The organism is Pseudomonas sp. DE0010 (genome assembly GCF_007680745.1).
Lineage (GTDB): Bacteria > Pseudomonadota > Gammaproteobacteria > Pseudomonadales > Pseudomonadaceae > Aquipseudomonas > Aquipseudomonas parafulva_B.
This window is the reverse complement of the sequence record NZ_VEJQ01000008.1, coordinates 14,717-34,611: the sequence shown is the minus strand read 5'-3', so window position 1 is coordinate 34,611 and position 19,895 is coordinate 14,717. Positions and strand designations below refer to the sequence as shown.

The following is a 19,895-nucleotide window of genomic DNA, read 5'->3' as shown; positions in this document are numbered from 1 at the left end:
GGCTTTTGTTCATGAAATCATCGGGTCCGCTAAGGTTTTGTATCAGGCGTTCGCAGCTGTAGGGCCCAGCCAGTGCAACATCCCGAAAAGTCCTTTTTCGGTTGTTCTCTCTGAGTAAGGCGAATATCACCCAGAGGTATCGGCCGGAGTAAGACAAAGCTTGAGCAGAGGATTAAAGAGATGTCGGAATCTTCATTTATCGTTGTAGGATCAAGCCCTGATGGCCAGCCCGTAGGGCAGGCGATGCGGCTTGCCAACCGGCACGGGCTGGTGGCAGGGGCCACCGGTACCGGCAAGACCGTGACCCTGCAACACTTGGCCGAAGCGTTCAGCGATGCCGGGGTGGCGGTGTTCGCGGCCGACGTCAAGGGCGATTTGTGTGGGCTGGGCGCCAAAGGCGCGCCTGAGGGCAAGGTGGCCGAGCGCATCGCCGGGATGCCTTGGTTGCGCCACCAGCCACAGGCCTATCCGGTGAGCGTGTGGGACATCGCGGGCCAGTCGGGTCATCCGTTGCGTACCACGATCAGCGAAATGGGGCCTTTGCTGCTGGGCAACCTGCTTGAGCTCACCGATAGCCAACAGGCAGCGCTGTATGCCAGTTTCAAGGTGGCTGATCGCGAAGGCCTGCTGTTGCTGGACCTCAAGGACCTCAAAGCGCTGCTTGGCCACTTGAAGGACAACCCGCAGGTGTTGGGCGAAGACAGTGCGCTGGTGACCGGAGCGTCCGTTCAGGCGTTGCTGCGCAGGCTGGCCACCCTGGAGCAACAGGGGGCAGAGGCGTTGTTCGGTGAGCCGGCATTGCAGCTCGAAGATATTCTACGGCCCGACCCGGATGGGCGAGGGCGCATCCATTTGCTCGACGCCAGCCGCCTGGTGCATGAGGCGCCCAAGGTCTATGCCACGTTTCTGCTGTGGCTGCTGGCCGAACTGTTCGAGCAACTGCCCGAGCGTGGCGATGCCGAAAAACCGGTGCTGGCGTTGTTCTTCGATGAAGCGCACCTGCTGTTCAAGGACACGCCCAAGGCCTTGCAGGACCGCCTGGAGCAGGTGGTGCGGCTGATTCGCTCAAAGGGGGTAGGGGTGTATTTCGTCACCCAGTCCCCAGCGGATCTACCCGATGCAGTCCTGGCCCAACTGGGTTTGCGAATCCAGCATGGCCTGCGGGCTTATACGGCCAAGGAGCAGAAGGCGCTGCGTGCCGTAGCTGAGGGCTTTCGCCCCAACCCTTCATTCGATGCGTTGTCTTCGCTGACCGAACTGGGCATCGGGGAGGCCTTGGTCGGCACGCTTGAGGACAAGGGAACACCTGCCAGGGTGCAGCGGGTGCTGATCGCGCCCCCGCAATCGCGTATCGGCCCGTTGAGTGAGTCTGAACGCAGTGCGCTGATTGCGCGTTCACCTTTGGTTGGCCGTTATGACAAACCCATAGACCGGGACTCGGCTTACGAAAGGCTCAACAAGCGCAAAGGCGAAGCGGTGGAGCCCGCGCCGCAACCCAAGGCCGATGGCAGCAGTTTTGCCGAAAAGGCGGGCGAATTCCTGCAAGGCGCGGCCGGGCAGGCGATCAAGTCGGCGGTGCGTCAGGCTGCCAATCAACTGGGGCGGCAGCTGGTGCGCGGGCTGATGGGCTCGTTGCTGGGCGGGAAGAAGAAGTAGCTGCGCGGTGTGAAGCCATCGCCCATAAAAAAAGGCGCCCGACGGCGCCTTCTCATACGGGCTGAGGTCAGCCGATTGCCTTGGACGCCAACCAGAACAGGCCGGCCGCAAGACCCATCGAGGCAGGCAGGGTCAGCACCCAAGCCATCAGGATGGTCTTCACCGTACCGCCCTGCAGGCCGCTTTTGTTGGCGACCATGGTGCCGGCAACGCCGGAAGACAGTACATGCGTGGTGGAAACCGGCAGCGCAAACACGTTGGCCATGCCAATGGCGCAGGCCGCGGTGATCTGCGCCGACATGCCCTGGGCATAGGTCATACCCTGCTTGCCGATCTTCTCGCCGACGGTCAACACCACGCGGCGCCAGCCAACCATGGTGCCCAGGCCCAGGGCCAGGGCAACGGCCACGATCACCCAGAACGGGGCGTACTCAGTGGTGGCGGTCAGGTCCTTGCGCAGCTTTTCCAGGTCCGACTTTTCACGCGCGTCCAGGCCTGGCAGCTTGCCAACCTTCTTCGCGGTGTCGTCCAGGCACAGCAGGTAACGGCGTACTTCGACACGCTTGTCCGCGTCCAGGGCCCGGTAGTCGGTCACGCCCTGCAGCGAGGATTGCAGCGCGGCGATGGTCGGCTCGGTCTGCTGCGGATTGCAGCTGAACTGCTCAGGCAGGTCACTGGCCTTGGCCTTGCCCAGCGCCAGGAACTCGCCCAGCGTGGCAGCGTTGCGCTCGTAGAACTGGCTCATGTGCAACGTGGCGTCACGGGTGCGTTCGATCTGGTAGGTGGTGCTGTTCAGGTCGAGCACGAACTTGGCCGGTACGATGCCGATCAATACCAGCATGATCAGGCCAATGCCTTTCTGGCCGTCATTGGAGCCGTGCACGAAGCTCACACCCATGGCCGAAATCACCAGCACCAGGCGATTCCAGAAAGGCGGGTGCTTCTTGTCGTCCAGTTTGCGGCGTTGTTCAGGCGTCTTGTGCATCTTCGACAGCGGGCGCCACCATTTCAGGCCAAGCAGTACTAGCGCAGCCACGGCAAACCCGGCAATCGGCGAAACCACCAGGGACATGGCGATATCGATGGCTTTCTGCCAATTGACGCCGTCACCCAGCGGAATGCCGTTGATGAGCGCATTGGCCAGGCCCACGCCCAGGATCGAGCCGATCAAGGTATGCGAGCTGGACGCAGGAATACCGAAGTACCAGGTGCCCAGGTTCCAGGTAATGGCTGCGGCCAACAGCGAGAAGACCATGGCCAGGCCATGCCCGGTGTTCACATTGATCAGCAACTCTACCGGTAGCAGGTGCACGATGGCGTAAGCCACCCCGACCCCACCCAGCAGAACGCCAAGGAAGTTGAACACGCCGGAGAAGAACACGGCCAGGTGTGGCGGCATGGCTTTGGTGTAGATGACGGTGGCTACCGCGTTGGCGGTGTCATGAAAGCCATTGATGAACTCGAAGGCGAGCACGAAGGTCAAGGCGAGCAGCAGGCTCACCAATACCCAGGCATCCAGTCCGCTGAATAAATCGATCATGAAGGTTGTCTGGCGGTCGTAGGGGGGCCGGATTATGCCAGAAAACGTTGGCAATCGATGCACCCACCGCAGCCGCTGATCATGTCGCGAAGGTCAGAAAACGCCACCTACAGCCGCAGGTTGATCGGCATCATCTAATGCAAATGCATTCAACGTCAGCGAAAAATCAACAAAATTCGCGAAAAGGTAACGCCTTTACCGTTTTAAACGGTTGTATGAAATTTGTGAAATTCCGTTACAACCATTGCGCCAGAGCAGTGAGGCGCTCTGGGCACTCCTTGCGCAACTTGACGACTGGGCAAAGGACTCAGGGCGTGGCGCTGCGCAATTCCTTCTCCATGCGTTCCAGCTCCTGACTGAATGCCTGGTCGCGCATGTTGGCGCGTTTACGCCATGGTTTGCGTTCCGGTTCCGGCTGCGCCGCATAGGTGGTCACTTCGCCGCCATACACATCCTTGAAACGCTCGGCCTGGCGCTCGAGTTCTGCGCGCAGTTCTTCTTTTGTCACATGCAGTACCTGAATTGAATTGAAAGGAGGACCGCCCTGTCGGCTTAACCGTTATGCGGTATCGACACGTTAACTTGCCGGCGGGATCTACATCGGCGAGTCGTCCAGCAAGACGACCGGAGTATATCAACACGCGAACAAGGCCAGCGTGATGGGATTGGCGCGATGGACAATCAAACACATGTCGAAATTAAGAAAACCTCAACGTATGAAAGTTCGATACCCAACGATGCGAGTCGCATAAACAAAACGGCCCCACCAATTGGCAGGGCCGTTGCCTGGGACTTCTACGGTGGGTACCTGACCAGTCTCTCCAAAGAAGCCACAAGTGGCACTGGAAAGGTATAAGCAAACGTGTCGCCGGTCAATTGCGATTATCGGCCGGTTGTTCGATAATCGCACAAGTCGGCGATTTTGTTGAGGTGTGTGATGAAGGACGTTAAAACAGCCCGTGACGGTGGCCTGCCCGAAACAGCGCGCAGCCTGGCGCCAGCCCTGGCCCCGCCGATCGTGGCATCACCGGCCAAGCGCATTCAGGCGTTCACCGGCGATCCTGACTTCATGACCTCCTTGGCGCGCGGGCTTGCCGTCATCCAGGCATTTCAGGAACGCAAGCGGCACCTGACCATCGCGCAAATCAGTCACCGCACTGAAATCCCCCGGGCAGCCGTGCGCCGGTGCCTGCATACCCTGATGAAGCTGGGGTACGCGACCACCGACGGGCGTACCTACTCCCTACTGCCCAAAGTGCTTACGCTGGGCCATGCGTACCTGTCATCGACACCCCTGGCCATTTCCGCGCAGCCTTACCTGGACCGTATCAGCGACCAGTTGCACGAAGCGGCCAACATGGCGACCCTCGAAGGGGACGATATTCTGTACATCGCCCGCTCGGCGACAGTAGAGCGCCTGATCTCGGTGGACTTGTCGGTCGGTGGGCGCCTCCCGGCGTATTGCACGTCCATGGGCCGCATCCTCCTGGCGGCCATGGACGACACCAGCCTGCGCGAATACTTCGACCGCGCCGACCTCAAGGCGCGCACCAGCCGTACCTTGCACGACGCCCCGTCGCTGTTTGCCTGCATCGAGCAAGTGCGTAGCCAGGGATGGTGCGTGGTCGACCAGGAACTCGAACAGGGGCTGCGCTCGGTTGCCGTGCCCGTCTACGACGCCTCAGGCCAGGTGCTGGCGGCGTTGAACGTCAGTACCCACGTCGGGCGTGTACCGCGCAGTGAACTGGAACAGCGGTTTCTTCCGGTTCTGCTGGAGGCTAGCCAGGAGTTGAGCCATCAGCTGTTTGGTTGAGAACGCATGCTTGCCTGCGGATCATCAGCCCAGCCTGCCTGACAAAAGCGTTCGATAATCGCCCATTTCAGCCTTGAGCCAATTGTGGTGGATCCGCCTTTGTCCCTAACCTGATGCCCATCCGGGGGACAGGTTGCAGTGACCGATTGTGCCCCTATCCCCGGCGCCCATGGTCATTGCAGGAGAGGCAAGATGCGCGAGGTGTATATCTGTGATGCCGTTCGTACGCCCATTGGCCGATTCGGCGGTGCCTTGGCCGGCATACGGGCTGACGATCTGGCGGCGGTACCACTCAAGGCGCTGATCGAGCGCAACCCCGGTGTGCACTGGACGCAACTGGACGAGGTGTTTTTCGGCTGTGCCAACCAGGCCGGCGAAGACAACCGTAACGTGGCGCGCATGGCGCTGCTGCTGGCCGGGCTGCCGGAATGCGTGCCGGGCGTTACCCTCAACCGCTTGTGCGCTTCAGGCATGGAGGCCGTTGGCGCGGCGTTCCGCGCCATCGCCTGCGGCGAGATGGAGCTGGCCATCGCGGGCGGGGTGGAGTCGATGTCGCGTGCGCCATTTGTCATGGGCAAGGCACAAAGCGCTTATTCACGCAGCATGCAACTTGAAGACACCACCATTGGCTGGCGTTTCGTCAACCCGCTCCTGAAAGCGCAATACGGTGTGGATGCCATGCCGCAAACGGCCGACAACGTGGCTGACGACCACGGCATCTCCCGCGCCGACCAGGATGCGTTTGCCTTGCGCAGCCAGCACAAGGCCGCAGCGGCGCAGGCTGCCGGGTTCTTCGCCGAGGAAATCGTGCCGGTGTGCATCGCGCATAAGAAGGGTGAGACCTGGGTAGAGCACGATGAGCACTTGCGGCCCAATACCACCCTTGAGGCCTTGGCCAAGCTCAACCCCGTCAATGGCGTGGGCAAAACGGTCACGGCGGGCAATGCATCGGGGGTCAACGATGGCGCGGCAGCGATGATCCTGGCGTCTGCCCAGGCCGTGCACACCCATGGCCTGACCGCTCGCGCCAAGGTGCTGGGCATGGCCAGTGCGGGGGTAGCCCCGCGGGTCATGGGCATCGGGCCGGTGCCTGCCGTGCGCAAGCTGATCGAGCGACTGGGCATTTCCATCAGCGCCTTCGATGTCATCGAACTCAACGAAGCCTTCGCCAGCCAAGGGCTGGCCGTTCTTCGCGGGCTGGGGGTGGCGGACGATGCGCCCCAGGTCAACCCCAACGGCGGGGCCATCGCCCTGGGCCACCCATTGGGCATGAGCGGTACGCGCCTGGTGCTGACGGCGCTGCACCACCTTGAGCGCACAGGCGGGCGCAAAGGCTTGGCCACGATGTGCGTGGGTGTCGGTCAAGGGCTGGCGCTGGCCATTGAACGGCTTTGACAGAACCAGCGCTCGGGTGGCTCACGTATAAGGGCAGCCGCCAACGCTTCGCTGCACCTGATTGCACACCACGCGGAACGACTGTGTAACCAGGTATGTCTAGACTTACCTTGTATCCTCCAGGAGCACGACTGACATGACCACCCCTCACTACACGGGCGAGGAGCGGAGCAAACGCATCTTCGCCATCGTCGGCGCCTCTTCCGGCAACCTGGTGGAATGGTTCGACTTCTATGTCTACGCCTTCTGCGCCATTTATTTTGCCCCGGCGTTCTTCCCCTCCGATGACCCGACTGTGCAGCTGCTCAACACCGCCGGCGTGTTTGCCGCAGGTTTTCTGATGCGGCCTATCGGCGGCTGGATCTTTGGACGCCTGGCCGACCGCCACGGTCGCAAGAACTCGCTGATGATCTCGGTACTGATGATGTGCTTCGGGTCCTTGGCCATCGCTTGCCTGCCCACCTACGCCAGCATCGGTACCTGGGCGCCGGCATTGCTGCTGCTGGCGCGCTTGGTTCAAGGCCTGTCGGTAGGTGGTGAATACGGCACCACGGCGACCTACATGAGCGAAGTCGCCCTGCGTGGCCAGCGGGGCTTCTTTGCATCGTTCCAGTACGTGACCTTGATTGGCGGCCAGTTGCTGGCGGTATTGGTGGTGGTGATCCTGCAGCAGCTGCTGACCGAAGACGAACTGCGCGCCTGGGGCTGGCGAATTCCTTTCGTGGTCGGTGCGATCGCTGCCGTCATCTCCTTGATGCTGCGCCGCTCGCTGCACGAAACCAGCAGCGCAGAGACGCGCCAGGACAAGGACGCCGGGAGTATTCGCGGTCTGTTCGGCAATCACCTGGCGGCCTTCATCACGGTGCTGGGCTATACCGCCGGCGGCTCGCTGATCTTCTACACCTTTACCACCTACATGCAGAAGTACCTGGTCAACACGGCCGGCATGACCGCCAAGCACGCCAGCTACGCAATGACTGGGGCGCTGTTCCTGTTCATGGTGATGCAGCCGTTCTTCGGCATGTTGTCCGACCGCATTGGCCGGCGTAACTCCATGCTGCTGTTCGGCGCGCTGGGTACGGTGTTCACGGTGCCATTGCTCATGGCGCTCAAGACGGTAAGCAGCCCATTCATGGCGTTTGTGCTGGTGAGCCTGGCGCTGTGCATCGTCAGCTTCTACACCTCCATCAGCGGCCTGGTGAAGGCCGAGATGTTCCCACCCCAGGTACGGGCGTTGGGCGTGGGGCTGGCGTATGCGGTGGCCAACGCCGTGTTTGGCGGGTCGGCGGAGTACGTGGCCCTGGGCCTCAAAACCCTTGGCATGGAGAACACGTTCTACTGGTACGTGACCGCAATGATGGCTATTGCCTTCCTGTTCAGCCTGCGCTTGCCAAAACAAGCCAAGTACCTGCACCACGATCATTGAGGGGCCCGACACCGGGCGTGAGGCGCGGTGGGTCGTCTGCTGTAACGGGACGGCCTGCCGGGGATGTCAGTGTTGCACGGCCTTACGCACCGCCACGGGGCCGGCGGCGCTCTCGACCTGGCGCTTGAGGGCAGGGCACAGGCCCATCAGGAACGCCGCCTCGGCCACCACGAACAGCGGCCCGATGATCAGTCCGCTGATGTCATCGACGAACGCTGGCTTGCGCCCCTCGTAGTGGTGACCGACGAACTGAATGATCCAGCCCACCACGAACGCCCCCACGCCTACCGACAGCCACAGCGCCGTGGTCTGCACCGCCAGCAAGTGACCCAGCCACAGACACAGGCCGAGCAGGACGCCCATCACCAGGCCGAAGCGAAGCTCAAGACGCAGGTAGAACCAGGTAGCCGCGGCCGAGACAAGCAGGGCAGGGGATAACCAGATGCCGCCCAAGGACACGCCTGGCCGCGACAACAGAATGGCCACGGACAGGACGATCAAGGGTATGCCGACGAAATGGGTGGCGATGTTGCGTGGGTCGCGGTGATAGCCCGCGTAGCGGATCAGGTGCTCGGCGAGGGTGCTCATGGTGCTGCCTCCTGGTGGGCTTGCCGGGGTGTGCCCGATATAGCTCAGGATAGCTGTGGTCACCATCATCATCAGCCTGGCGAATGCCAGGGCCGCGCCTTGCTCACCACCCACCGCGTCTGTCGAGGCCTGGCCGGTGGTGAGCAAGCGGGCGGGTATCAGCCGCGGGGCGTCTGTACCGAGGCCTGTTGACTGGCCTGCCCGGTGCGCTCGTACCAGCCACCACCGAGTGCCTTGTACAGGTTGACCTCGCTGGTCAGCTGCGAAAGGCGGTCACCGATCAGCGCCTGCTGCGCACTGAACAGATTGCGCTGGGCGTCGAGGAAGGTCAGGTTGCTGTCGATGCCGATACGGTAACGGCGCTCTGCCAGGCGGTAGTAGTCCTGGTTGGCTTGCACCAGGTCTTGCTGGGCCTGCAGTTGCTCCTCGAAGGTCTTGCGCGCGGCCAGCCCGTCGGACACTTCCTGGAACGCAGTCTGAATGGACTTCTCGTAGCGGGCGACGTTGATGTCCTTCTGGATCTTGGCGTAGTCCAGGCTCGCTTTCAGGCTTCCGGCGGTGAAGATCGGCAGGTTGATCTGCGGCTGGAACAGCCAGGTGCCCGACCCCCCCTTGAACAGCCCGCCCATGTCGGTGCTCAAGGTGCCTGCATTGGCCGTGAGGCTGATGCTGGGGAAGAAGGCCGCGCGGGCAGCGCCGATGTTGGCGTTGGCCGCCTTGAGCAGGTGCTCGGCCTCCTGAATGTCAGGGCGGCGCTGCAACAGGTCCGACGGCAGGCCCGCCGGTACCTCGGCCAGCTGATCGGCATCCAGGCGCAGTGGCTCAGGCAGGTTGGTGGGGATGCCGGTACCCAGCAGGACGGTCAGGCTGTTCACGTCCTGGGCGACCAGGCGCTGGTACTGCGAGTACTTGACCCGGGCACCTTCGACAGCCGTGCGGGCCTGGCTCAGGTCCAGCGCCGACGCCACACCCACCTCGTTGCTGCGGCGGGTGAGGTTGTAACTTTCCTGATAGTTCTTCAGGGTTTCCTCGGTCAGCTTGAACAGCGCCTGGTCGGCCTGCCAGGTGTAGTAGGCGTTTGCCACGCTCGCGACCAGGCTGATCTGGGTGGAGCGACGCGCCTGCTCGCTGGACAGGTAGGTCTCCAGCGCCTGCTCCGACAGGCTGCGCACGCGGCCGAACAGGTCGAGTTCATAGGCACTGACGCCAAGGGTTGCCGAATACTGGCTGGTGATGCCCGACTGGCCCGTCTGCGACATGTTCGCCGGGATGCGCTGGCGGCTGCCACTGCCGTTGGCCGACACCGCCGGGAACAGGTCCGCACGCTGGATGCGGTACTGGGCGCGGTAGGCGTCGATGTTCAGCGCCGCGACGCGCAGGTCCCGGTTGTTGACCAGCGCGGTCTGGATCAGTTGCTGCAGCGCCGGGTCGTTGAAGAACTGCCGCCAGCCCTGTTCGGCGGCAGCGACGTCCGCCGATTGGGTAGGCGAGTAGGCCGGGCCTTGCGGCCACTGGGCAGCCACCGGTGCTTCCGGGGTCTGGTAGTCGGGGATCAGCGAGCAGCCGCCGAGAATGAAAGCGGTGACTGCCAGGGACAACAAAGACTTGGTCATTGCCCAGCCTCATAACGTGGAGTTTCAGGGGTGTCATCTTTTTTCGGCTCTTTGCTGCCGAACAGCGACGACACTGCGACGAAGAACAACGGTACCCAGAAGATGGCCAGTACGGTCGCACTGATCATGCCGCCGATCACGCCGGTACCAATGGCGTGCTGGCTGCCGGCGCCGGCGCCGCTGGCGATGGTCAACGGTACCACGCCAAGGATGAAGGCCAGCGAGGTCATGATGATCGGGCGCAAACGCATGCGGCACGCCTCGATTGCCGCGTCGTACAGGCTGCGGCCCTGCTCGTGCAATTCCTTGGCGAACTCGACGATCAGAATGGCGTTCTTGGCCGCCAGGCCGATGGTGGTCAAGAGGCCGACCAGGAAGTACACGTCATTGGACAGCCCGCGCAGGCTGGTAGCGATCAACGCACCAATGATGCCCAGTGGCACCACCAGCACCACGGCGATCGGGATCGACCAGCTTTCGTACAGCGCTGCCAGGCACAGGAACACGAACAGCAGCGACAGGGCGAACAGGGCCGGCATTTGCGAACCGGAGAGCTTCTCCTCGTAGGACATGCCCGTCCAGGAGAACCCTACACCGCTTGGCAGTTCACCGGCGATGCGCTCGACCTCGGCCATGGCCTCACCGGTACTGTAGCCAGGTGCAGGCGCACCGAGGATTTCCATGGCTTCCACGCCGTTGTAGCGCGAAAGCTTGGGCGAGCCGTAGGTCCATTCACCTTTGGCGAAGGAAGAGAACGGCACCATTTCGCCATCGGCGTTGCGCACATACCACTTCTGCAGGTCTTCCGGGCTCATCCGGGCATTGGCTTCGCCCTGGATGTAGACCTTCTTGACCCGGCCGCGGTCGATGAAGTCGTTGACGTAGCTGGCACCGAAGGCAATCGACAGGGTGTTGTTGATGTCCGAGATGGTCACGCCCAGGGCGCTGGCACGCTCGTCATCGATGGTCAGCTGGTACTGCGGCTCGTCGTTCAGGCCGTTGGGGCGTACACCGCTGAGCACCTTGCTCTGCGAAGCCTTGGCCAGGAACTGGTTGCGAGCCTCCATCAGCTTGGCATGGCCGACACCGCCGCGGTCTTGCAGGAATACGTCGAAGCCGGTGGCGTTACCCAGCTCGAGCACCGCTGGCGGGGCGAACGCGAAGACCATGGCGTCGCGGAAGCTGAAGAAGTGCTGCTGCGCCCGCTGGGCGAGGCCGAATACGCTGTTTTCCGCCGTACGCTCACCCCAGGGCTTGAGCATGATGAACGCCATACCTGAGCTCTGGCCGCGGCCGGCGAAGTTGAAGCCGTTGACGGTGAACACCGAGGACACCGTGTCGGCTTCGTCCTTGAGCAGGTATTCGCGCATCTGGTCGACCACTGCCTGGGTACGTTCGGCACTGGAACCGGCCGGCGTCTGGACCTGGGCAAACAGTACACCCTGGTCTTCCTCGGGCAGGAACGCAGTCGGAATGCGGGTGAACAGGAAAATCATGCCAGCCACGATCAGGGCATAGGCCAAGAGGAACGGGATCTTGTTGCGCAGGATGGCCCCCACGCTGCGCTCGTAACCGTTGACGCTGCGATCGAAGTTGCGGTTGAACCAGCCGAAGAACCCGCCCTTGGCCTCATGATGCTGGCCCTTTTTCAAAGGCTTGAGCATGGTGGCGCACAGCGCCGGTGTGAAGACCAGCGCCACCAGCACCGACAGGCCCATGGCCGAGACGATGGTGATGGAGAACTGACGGTAGATCACACCGGTGGAGCCGCCGAAGAACGCCATGGGCAGCAATACGGCCGACAACACCAGGGCGATACCCACCAGCGCGCCCTGGATCTGCTCCATGGAGCGCTTGGTGGCTTCCTTGGGCGGCAGCCCTTCTTCGGACATCACCCGCTCGACGTTTTCCACCACCACGATGGCATCGTCCACCAGCAGGCCGATGGCCAGCACCATGGCGAACATGGTCAGGGTGTTGATGCTGAAACCAGCGGCGGCAAGGATGCCGAATGTGCCCAGCAATACCACCGGTACGGTCATGGTGGTGATGACGGTGGCGCGGAAGTTCTGCAGGAACAGGTACATCACCAGGAACACCAGCACGACGGCTTCGATCAGGGTATGGATAACCCCGCTGATCGATTCGGTGACCACCGGCGTGGTGTCATACGGGAATACCGCCTTGACCCCTGGCGGGAAGAACGGCTCCAGGTCGGCAATGGTCTGGCGCAAGGCCTTGGCCGTGTCCAGTGCGTTGGCGCCCGTGGCCAGCTTGACGGCCAGGCCCGAGGCGGGCTTGCCGTTGAACTGGGCGCTGACGGCGTAGTTCTCGCCGCCCAGGCTGACCTGGGCGACATCACCCAGGCGGACCTGGGAGCCATCGTTGTTGACCTTGAGCAGGATCTTCTCGAACTGCTCGGCAGTCTGCAGGCGGGTCTTGCCGATGATGGTGGCGTTGAGCTGCGTCCCAGGCATGGCAGGCAGGCCGCCGAGCTGGCCGGAGGACACCTGCACGTTCTGGGCGGCCACGGCGGTCTTGACGTCCACCGGGGTGAGCTGGAACTTGTTCAACTTGGCCGGATCGAGCCAGATGCGCATGGCGTACTGGGCGCCGAACACCTGGAAGTCACCCACACCGGCCGTCCGCGAGATCGGGTCCTGCATGTTGGAGACGATGTAGTTGGCCAGGTCGTCCTTGGTCATGCTGCCGTCTTCGGACACCAGGCCGATCACCATCAGGAAGTTCTTCACAGCCTTGGTGACGCGGATACCCTGTTGCTGCACTTCCTGCGGCAGCAAGGGGGTGGCCAGGTTGAGCTTGTTCTGCACCTGAACCTGGGCGGTGTCGGGGTTGGTACCCTGCTCGAAGGTGGCGGTAATGGTCATGCTGCCATCGGAGTTACTTTCCGACGACACATAGCGCAGGTTGTCGATACCGTTGAGCTGCTGCTCGATCACCTGCACCACGGTGTCCTGCACGGTTTGCGCCGAAGCGCCCGGGTAGGTCACGGCAATGGCGATGGCCGGTGGGGCAATGCTGGGGTACTGGTTGATCGGCAACTTCAGGATCGACAAGGCGCCGACCAGCATGATCACCAAGGCGATCACCCAGGCGAAGATCGGGCGATCAATAAAGAACTTCGACATGGTTTACTCCGCTTTGGCGTCTGCTTTCGCTGCGTTGCCCTGGTTCGGGCTGTCCGGCTTCTTGACGTTGGTGGCTTCGCTGACCTTGACCTCGGCGCCTGGGCGCACGTACTGCAAGCCTTCGGTGATCAGGCGGTCGCCTGGGTTGAGGCCTTCCTCGATCAGCCAGTCGCTGCCCACGGTCCGGCTGGCCTTGAGCTGGCGCAGTTCGACCTTGTTGTCCTTGTTCACCACCAGCGCGGTAGGGGCGCCCTTGAGGTCGCGCGTCACGCCCTGCTGCGGTGCCAGGATGGCGTTGGCGTTCACGCCGGCCTTGAGCCGCGCATGCACGAACATGCCAGGCAGCAACGTGTGGTCAGGGTTGGGGAAGATGGCACGCAGGGTGACCGAGCCGGTGGTTTCGTCCACGGCCACTTCGGAGAACTCCAGGCGGCCTTCCTGCTTGTACAGGGTGCCGTCTTCGAGCACCAGTTGCACGGACGCTGCGTTGTCGCCGGCGCGCTGCAGTTGGCCGCTTTCCAGCTCGCGCCGCAGCTTGAGCAGCTCGGCGGTGGATTGGGTCACGTCCACGTAGATCGGGTCCAGTTGCTGGATGGTGGCCATGGCATTGGTCTGGCCGCTGTTGACAAGCGCACCTTCGGTTACCGCCGAACGACCGATGCGGCCACTGATGGGGGCCAGGACCTTGGTGTAGCGCAGGTCGATCTGCGCACTCTTGAGCGAGGCCTCGGCTTGCAGGCGCTTGGCATTGGCGTCGTCGTATTCCTGCCGGGAAACCGCCTGCTCCTCGATCAGCTGCTTGTAGCGATCAGCCAGAGAGCGGGTAGCCTGCAGGTCTGCCTGGGCCTTGCTCAGGTTGGCTTCATACACGGCCGGGTCGATCTGATACAGCTGCTGGCCCTGCTTGACCTCGCTGCCTTCCTTGAACAGGCGCTTGAGGATGATCCCGTTGACCTGTGGACGAACTTCGGCGATCCGGTAGGCATTGGTGCGGCCCGGCAGCTCGGTGGTCAAGGTGAAGGCTTGCGGCTGCAGGGTCACTACACCGACTTGAGGCGCCTGCTGCTGTTGCTGCTGCTGCGCGGCTTGGTCTTCTTTATTGCAGCCACTGAGCAGGGTTGCGAGGGCTACGGCTGAAACCAGGGCGGTAACGGCTGGCTTGAATTGCATGAGAATCCTCGGATCGCAGGAGCAGGGAGACGCTCAAGAGTAATGGAATGTCTTGATCTGGATAAATGGCTATCCGGTGGATAAATAGCTTGCTAAGGAATATACTTACATTCATGGTTGTTTGTAAATACCGCCGGGTTGTCCATGGCTACCGCCACAGCCCTTGATTAGCTTGATCCGCCAGGTGCCCCAAGAGGCGCCCCGGAGCCTTCCCGCACGCGTCGCCGCGTTCGGGCCAGATGAGGTTGTACTGCCATGGTCCGTCGAACCAAAGAGGAAGCCCAGGAAACCCGCGCCCAGATCATCCAGGCGGCGGAAAGGGCTTTCTACAAGCGCGGGGTTGCGCGAACCACCCTCGCGGACATCGCCGAACAGGCGGGCGTCACGCGAGGTGCAATCTACTGGCACTTCAATAACAAGGCCGAACTGGTGCAGGCACTGCTCGACAGCCTGCATGAAACCCATGACCATCTTGCACGCGCCAGCGAAAGCGAAGACGAACTCGACCCGCTCGACTGCATGCGCAAATTGCTGCTGCAAGTGTTCAACGACCTGGTGCTCGACGCCAGGACACGCCGTATCAATGAGATTCTGCATCACAAGTGCGAGTTCACCGATGACATGTGCGAAATCCGCCAGCAGCGCCAGGTGGCGGTAGTGGACTGCCATACAGGCATTACCCTGGCCTTGGCCAATGCCGTGCGCCGCGGCCAACTGCCGGTGGAGCTGGATGTGGAGCGGGCCGCGGTGGCCATGTTTTCCTACGTCGACGGGTTGATCAGGCGTTGGCTGTTGCTGCCCGACAGCGTGGACCTGCTGGGCAACGCCGAGAAATGGGTCGACGCCGGGCTGGATATGCTGCGCTTGAGCCCGGCGATGCGCAAATGAGACTTTGTGAAGGTTTGTGAGGGCTTGATTCCCAGGGTACGGGCCAGTGAGCCGCACCTGAGCCTACCTGCGTGCCACCTCAGTGCCCGCGCAGTGGCCGATCAGGCAGCAACACCGCCACCACCAGTGCAATGACGCCAACCCCTGCGCTGGCCATCAACAGATGCCGGAACGTGACCGCCAGGTGTGCCTGCAGTTCGGGGCTCACCGGGTTGGCCTTGAAAGTCCCTAGCAGCGGATTGTCCAGCAACGCCAGCCCGCCTTGGTGCAGCAAGGCCAGCAACAGGCTCGACATGCACGCCACGCCCATGGCGCCACCGAGGGACCGAAACAGGTTGGTGGTGCTGGTGGCGACCCCCATGTCCTGGATCTGCACGGCATTCTGTGTGCCTACCAGTGACGTCGGGAACTGCATTCCGCACGCTATTCCTGTCAGCAGCATGAACAGTGCACTGGCCAGTCCGGCCTGTGGCGGGGTGATCGCCAAGGCCAAGACAGACACGGGCATCAGCAGGGCGCCAACCAGGATCTGCGGCTTGTAGCGGCCAAGCCGCGTTGTCAGTCGTCCTGCGGTAAAAGCACCGATGGGTAGCCCCATGGCCAACGGCAGCAGATGCAAGGCGGCGCTGTCGGCACCGGCACCGGTGAGGCTTTGGTAGCGCAAGGGCATCAGCATGGTCAGGGAAATGGCCTGGAAACTGGCGAAGAAAATCACCCCCCAGCACAGTACTGCGGCGCGATTGTTGAATAGCTTCAACGGCAGCAGTGGCTCGACGCAGCGGCGCTCCTGAATGATGAACACAGCCATGGCGATCACGGCGCAGGTAAACAGGCCCAGCACGCTGGGGGCCGTCCAGGCCTGCCCCTGGCCGACCAGGGTGATGCCGAGCAGCAGGCTGCCCAGCCCCACGATCAGCAGCAGCGCGCCCGGGTAATCCACTTGTGCGGGCCGATGCTGCACGGGCAGACCGGCCAAAGCGCGCTGGATAGCCCACAGCGCGGCGATGCCCAGCGGCAGGTTGATCCAGAACACCCAGCGCCAGGACAGGTACTCGGTCAGCCAGCCGCCCAGTACCGGCCCCGCCACGCTGGCCAGGGCATACATGCTGCTGAAATAGCCCTGATAACGCCCACGTTCGCGCGGGGGCACGAAGTCGCCGATGATCGCCTGGCTCACCGATACCATGCCGCCGGCACCGATGCCTTGCAGCACTCTGGCCAAGACCAGTTGCGGCATGTCCTGAGCCAGCGCACAGCCGATCGAGGCGATGGTGAACACGCCAATCCCGGTCAGGATCATGCGACGCCTTCCATAGAGGTCGCCCAGCTTGCCGTAGATCGGCACGGCCACGGTCATGGCCACCATATAGCCGGAAATGACCCAGGCCAGCAGACCGACATCGTTGAACTGCGCGGAAATCGCAGGCAATGACACTGCCACGATGGTTTGATCCAGCGCGCCGAGAAAGATGGCCAGCATCAAGGCGGTCAGGATCTGGCGCAGGGCAATCGCGGGCAGGGCAGGGGGCACGGCAGTTCCTTGTTTTTCAGCAGTCAAAGCATGGCAGTGTAACCTGAGTTACGTAGCTTCCTATGTACTCTGGGCATCGCCTATGCACGATCGGCATCAGAGCATTCATCCAGCAAAGGCTGGCCCCGTGATATCTTTGGTATGCCAATCCCGCTCTAAGCCCCTGTTTGCACCAGCTTGGTGCGACCTCTCGGGGGTTAATCGGATTCCCCTGGCTCCTACACCTTTATTCCTCTGCCTGCACGTGGAGCATGACCCCGAATTGAGTGGTCCATGAATTGTGCAGGTACGCCTGATACAGAGGCCGGTAGTTACCGTTCAGAAATTTCTACAATTGCGGAGTGATCATGCCCAAGGCTTCCCACCAAGATCTGCGTATTGCCTTCCGCGAGCTGCTCGCTTCAGGTTCTTGCTACCACACCGCCTCGGTGTTCGACCCCATGTCTGCGCGCATTGCCGCAGACCTGGGATTTGAGGTCGGCATCCTTGGAGGGTCGGTGGCATCGTTGCAGGTACTGGCGGCTCCGGATTTTGCCCTGATCACACTCAGCGAATTCGTCGAGCAGGCCACGCGAATTGGTCGCGTAGCCCAATTGCCGGTACTGGCAGACGCTGACCACGGATACGGCAATGCGCTTAACGTGATGCGCACGGTCACGGAGCTGGAGCGCGCCGGTGTGGCGGCGTTGACGATCGAAGATACCCTGTTGCCGGCCCAGTTCGGCCGCAAGTCCACCGACCTGATATCGGTCGAGGAAGGCGTGGGCAAGATCCGTGCGGCGCTCGAAGCGCGCGTCGATTCGTCCCTGTCGATCATCGCCCGTACCAACGCCGGCGTGCTGAGCACCGAGGAAGTGATCGTGCGGACCCAGAGCTACCAGAAAGCGGGTGCCGACGGCATCTGCATGGTAGGGGTGAAGGACTTCGACCAGCTCGAACAGATTGCCAGCCACCTGACCGTACCCTTGATGCTGGTGACCTACGGTAACCCCAACCTGCACGACGACGAGCGCCTGGCAAGCCTTGGCGTGCGCATCGCCGTCGACGGTCACGCGGCTTACTTCGCCGCCATCAAGGCGACGTACGACTGCCTGCGCCAGCAGCGTGGCCAGCAGCACAAGTCCGATAACTTGAGCGCCACCGAGCTTTCGCATACCTACACCCAGCCCGAGGACTACATCCGCTGGGCCAAGGAATACATGAGCGTCGAAGAGTAAGCGGGCGCTTACAGGTCCCGGTCCCAGGCCGGTTCCTCCTCAAAGCGCTGGACGAGAAAGTCCAGCAGGGTGCGCAAGGTCGCCGGCATGTACTTGCGCGAGGTATAGACCGCCGTCAGGTCCAGGGTCTGCGGCCTGGCCTCGGGAAGCAGGCGCACCAGTTCTGCGCTGCGCAGGGCGGCGGCCGCCTGGTAGGACGGGAGCAAGGCGATGCCGGCGCCTGCTGCTACGGCCCTTTGCAAAGTCAGGGATTCGTTGGCACTGATGTTGCCCTTGACCGGCACCGCAACCGGTTGGCCGTCGACCTCGAATTGCCACACGCCATTGCCGTAGTAGCTGTGTGTCAGGCAATTGTGGTGCGCCAGGTCCTCGACCCGCTCGGGCGTGCCGTGTTCGGCCAGGTAGGCGGGCGCGGCGCAGATCACCGAGCGGCATACGCTCAGGCGGCGGGCAACCAGGCTGGGGTCCAGGTCGTTGCTGTTGCGGATGGCCAGGTCGATGCGTTCGTCCACCAGGTTCACGGTGCGATCAAGCATCTGCAGATCGACTTTTACCGAGGGGTACTGACGCACGTAGGCGGCCACGGCATCGGCCAGCTGCGCCTGTCCAAATGACGTACTGACGCTGATACGCAATGTCCCCCGCGGTGTCTGGTCTTGCTGTTGTACGGCCCCTTGCAGTTCGCTGGCCAGCTCCAGCAATTGCCTGCAGCGCGGCAGGATGTCCTGGCCCGCGGCAGTGAGGCTGAGCCGGCGCGTGGTGCGCTGCATCAACCGCGCCCCCACCCACGCTTCGAGCTGTGCCAGGTACCGAGAGACCACGGGCCGCGAGAGCAGCAGGTGCTCGGCCGCCGCCGACTGACTACCAAGGTCCACGACCGTGACGAAAACGCGCATAGCGGTTAGACGATCCATCATTTGCCCGATTTTAGAAACAAACCATGTGCAAGCATGGCATTTTTCTGCAGGGTGTCGCCCCTTAAGCTGCCAGGCATTCCCATTCTGATGGATGCCTGCGATGACACTGCTTTCTCCCTTGCGTGGCCTGGTGCTCGGATGCCTGGCCTGTGCCGCCCCGCTGCTGGCAGCCGCCCCCCTGCAACTGGACGTTTACAACCCTGGCGCCGATGCGCCGTTCGCGGTCAGCTCGGTGATCGTAAGCGGTCAGCGTGACGCCGTGTTGATCGATGCACAATTCGGCAATGAGCAAGCCCGGCAACTGGTGCAGCGACTGCGCGCCAGTGGCAAGCGCCTGACGACGATCTACATCAGCCAGGGCGACCCCGATTACTACTTCGGCCTGGCAACCCTGACCCAGGCGTTCCCGGACGCCGAGGTAGTGGCCTCGGCCGCCACTGTCGAACACATCCGCAACACCATGGAGGCCAAACTGGCGTACTGGGGGCCTGAAATGGGGGCGGACAAACCTGAACGGCTGGTGCTACCCAAGGCGCTGGCAGGCAACCGTCTGCTGCTCGAGGACCACGTGCTGGAGGTACGCGGCCTCGAAGGACCGCAGCCAGACCGCACCTTTGTCTGGATACCTTCGATCAAGGCAGTGGTTGGCGGCGTCGTGGTTTCGCAGAACATTCATGTGTGGATGGCCGACACACAATCGGCATCCTCGCGTGCCCATTGGCTGCAAACCCTGGCGGACATCCAGGCGCTTGCGCCGCAAACCGTGGTGCCCGGCCACTTCATCGGTGCCAGTGATTACTCACCGCAGTCCGTTGGCTTTACCGCCGATTACATCCGCACCTTCGAGGCGCAGGCGCGTGTGGCAAGGGATGCGGCGGCGCTGGTCGAGGCCATGAAACGACACTATCCGGGGCTGGGCGATCAGAGTGCGCTTGAGCTCAGCGCCAAGGTGGCCAAGGGCGAGATGCAATGGCCCCTCCAGTGACTGTGTA

General features: G+C 62.4%; 15 protein-coding genes. 7 read left to right on the top strand and 8 right to left on the bottom strand.

All coding sequences use genetic code 11. The features are described from left to right. The first annotated feature begins 180 nt into the window (after positions 1-180). Positions 181-1,656, top strand: coding sequence for a helicase HerA-like domain-containing protein (locus FS767_RS08300; protein WP_144964830.1), 1,476 nt, complete (start codon positions 181-183; stop codon positions 1,654-1,656). Between the two features lie 67 nt (positions 1,657-1,723). On the opposite strand, the gene FS767_RS08295 is transcribed toward FS767_RS08300, so the two are convergent. Further along, complete coding sequence (locus tag FS767_RS08295) at positions 1,724-3,196, bottom strand: inorganic phosphate transporter (RefSeq protein ID WP_058603246.1); 1,473 nt, start codon at positions 3,194-3,196, stop codon at positions 1,724-1,726. A 307-nt stretch (positions 3,197-3,503) separates the two neighbouring features. Next, positions 3,504-3,704 (bottom strand): hypothetical protein, encoded by a 201-nt coding sequence (locus FS767_RS08290; protein ID WP_058603245.1) that lies wholly within the window; start codon positions 3,702-3,704, stop codon positions 3,504-3,506. Between the two features lie 429 nt (positions 3,705-4,133). Between FS767_RS08290 and pcaR the strand changes: the two genes are divergently transcribed. The 3 genes from pcaR (at position 4,134) to FS767_RS08275 (ending at position 7,830) form a co-directional block, all read left to right on the top strand. Next, on the top strand, positions 4,134-5,009 hold the full coding sequence (gene pcaR / locus FS767_RS08285; RefSeq protein ID WP_178102723.1) for a pca regulon transcriptional regulator PcaR: 876 nt from the start codon (positions 4,134-4,136) through the stop codon (positions 5,007-5,009). Between the two features lie 192 nt (positions 5,010-5,201). After that, positions 5,202-6,404: a 3-oxoadipyl-CoA thiolase gene (gene pcaF, locus FS767_RS08280; protein ID WP_144964829.1), complete on the top strand. Its 1,203-nt coding sequence runs from the start codon at positions 5,202-5,204 to the stop codon at positions 6,402-6,404. A gap of 136 nt (positions 6,405-6,540) precedes the next feature. After that, positions 6,541-7,830 (top strand): MFS family transporter, encoded by a 1,290-nt coding sequence (locus tag FS767_RS08275; RefSeq protein ID WP_144964828.1) that lies wholly within the window; start codon positions 6,541-6,543, stop codon positions 7,828-7,830. Positions 7,831-7,896: 66 nt separating this feature from the next. On the opposite strand, the gene FS767_RS08270 is transcribed toward FS767_RS08275, so the two are convergent. The 4 genes from FS767_RS08270 to FS767_RS08255 all read right to left on the bottom strand — a co-directional run bounded on the left by FS767_RS08270 (position 7,897) and on the right by FS767_RS08255 (position 14,350). Further along, positions 7,897-8,418: a DUF962 domain-containing protein gene (locus tag FS767_RS08270; protein WP_144964827.1), complete on the bottom strand. Its 522-nt coding sequence runs from the start codon at positions 8,416-8,418 to the stop codon at positions 7,897-7,899. Between the two features lie 158 nt (positions 8,419-8,576). Further along, complete coding sequence (locus tag FS767_RS08265) at positions 8,577-10,031, bottom strand: AdeC/AdeK/OprM family multidrug efflux complex outer membrane factor (RefSeq protein ID WP_058603242.1); 1,455 nt, start codon at positions 10,029-10,031, stop codon at positions 8,577-8,579. Next, positions 10,028-13,180 (bottom strand): multidrug efflux RND transporter permease subunit TtgB, encoded by a 3,153-nt coding sequence (gene ttgB / locus FS767_RS08260; RefSeq protein WP_144964826.1) that lies wholly within the window; start codon positions 13,178-13,180, stop codon positions 10,028-10,030. The genes FS767_RS08265 and ttgB overlap by 4 nt, the downstream gene beginning before the upstream one ends. Positions 13,181-13,183: 3 nt before the next feature. After that, the gene (locus FS767_RS08255; RefSeq protein ID WP_027914542.1) at positions 13,184-14,350 is read right to left on the bottom strand and encodes an efflux RND transporter periplasmic adaptor subunit; all 1,167 of its coding nucleotides are present in this window, start codon (positions 14,348-14,350) and stop codon (positions 13,184-13,186) included. Between the two features lie 255 nt (positions 14,351-14,605). On the opposite strand from FS767_RS08255, the gene ttgR reads away from it, so the two are divergent. Then, positions 14,606-15,238 carry an efflux transport transcriptional regulator TtgR gene (gene ttgR / locus FS767_RS08250; RefSeq protein WP_058603239.1) on the top strand — a complete coding sequence of 211 codons (633 nt, stop codon included), beginning with the start codon at positions 14,606-14,608 and terminating at the stop codon, positions 15,236-15,238. A gap of 79 nt (positions 15,239-15,317) precedes the next feature. On the opposite strand, the gene FS767_RS08245 is transcribed toward ttgR, so the two are convergent. Then, positions 15,318-16,769, bottom strand: coding sequence for an MDR family MFS transporter (locus FS767_RS08245; protein ID WP_144964825.1), 1,452 nt, complete (start codon positions 16,767-16,769; stop codon positions 15,318-15,320). Positions 16,770-17,116: 347 nt separating this feature from the next. Here FS767_RS08245 and FS767_RS08240 point away from each other — a divergent pair, with 347 nt between their 5' ends. After that, positions 17,117-17,986 carry an oxaloacetate decarboxylase gene (locus FS767_RS08240; protein WP_023534462.1) on the top strand — a complete coding sequence of 290 codons (870 nt, stop codon included), beginning with the start codon at positions 17,117-17,119 and terminating at the stop codon, positions 17,984-17,986. A gap of 8 nt (positions 17,987-17,994) precedes the next feature. Here FS767_RS08240 and FS767_RS08235 read toward each other — a convergent pair whose 3' ends face one another. Then, a complete protein-coding gene (locus FS767_RS08235; protein ID WP_144964824.1) occupies positions 17,995-18,900 on the bottom strand; it encodes a LysR family transcriptional regulator in 906 nt (301 codons plus the stop codon). Between the two features lie 103 nt (positions 18,901-19,003). Here FS767_RS08235 and FS767_RS08230 point away from each other — a divergent pair, with 103 nt between their 5' ends. Continuing rightward, on the top strand, positions 19,004-19,888 hold the full coding sequence (locus FS767_RS08230; protein ID WP_144964823.1) for an MBL fold metallo-hydrolase: 885 nt from the start codon (positions 19,004-19,006) through the stop codon (positions 19,886-19,888). Positions 19,889-19,895: the final 7 nt, after the last annotated feature.

Coding starts and splice junctions, on each gene's coding strand:
- FS767_RS08300 (WP_144964830.1), top strand. CDS start 181: ATGTCGGAATCTTCATTTATCGTTGTAGGATCAAGCCCTGATGGCCAG.
- FS767_RS08295 (WP_058603246.1), bottom strand. CDS start 3,196: ATGATCGATTTATTCAGCGGACTGGATGCCTGGGTATTGGTGAGCCTG.
- pcaR (WP_178102723.1), top strand. CDS start 4,134: ATGAAGGACGTTAAAACAGCCCGTGACGGTGGCCTGCCCGAAACAGCG.
- pcaF (WP_144964829.1), top strand. CDS start 5,202: ATGCGCGAGGTGTATATCTGTGATGCCGTTCGTACGCCCATTGGCCGA.
- FS767_RS08275 (WP_144964828.1), top strand. CDS start 6,541: ATGACCACCCCTCACTACACGGGCGAGGAGCGGAGCAAACGCATCTTC.
- FS767_RS08270 (WP_144964827.1), bottom strand. CDS start 8,418: ATGAGCACCCTCGCCGAGCACCTGATCCGCTACGCGGGCTATCACCGC.
- FS767_RS08265 (WP_058603242.1), bottom strand. CDS start 10,031: ATGACCAAGTCTTTGTTGTCCCTGGCAGTCACCGCTTTCATTCTCGGC.
- ttgB (WP_144964826.1), bottom strand. CDS start 13,180: ATGTCGAAGTTCTTTATTGATCGCCCGATCTTCGCCTGGGTGATCGCC.
- FS767_RS08255 (WP_027914542.1), bottom strand. CDS start 14,350: ATGCAATTCAAGCCAGCCGTTACCGCCCTGGTTTCAGCCGTAGCCCTC.
- ttgR (WP_058603239.1), top strand. CDS start 14,606: ATGGTCCGTCGAACCAAAGAGGAAGCCCAGGAAACCCGCGCCCAGATC.
- FS767_RS08240 (WP_023534462.1), top strand. CDS start 17,117: ATGCCCAAGGCTTCCCACCAAGATCTGCGTATTGCCTTCCGCGAGCTG.
- FS767_RS08235 (WP_144964824.1), bottom strand. CDS start 18,900: ATGGATCGTCTAACCGCTATGCGCGTTTTCGTCACGGTCGTGGACCTT.
- FS767_RS08230 (WP_144964823.1), top strand. CDS start 19,004: ATGACACTGCTTTCTCCCTTGCGTGGCCTGGTGCTCGGATGCCTGGCC.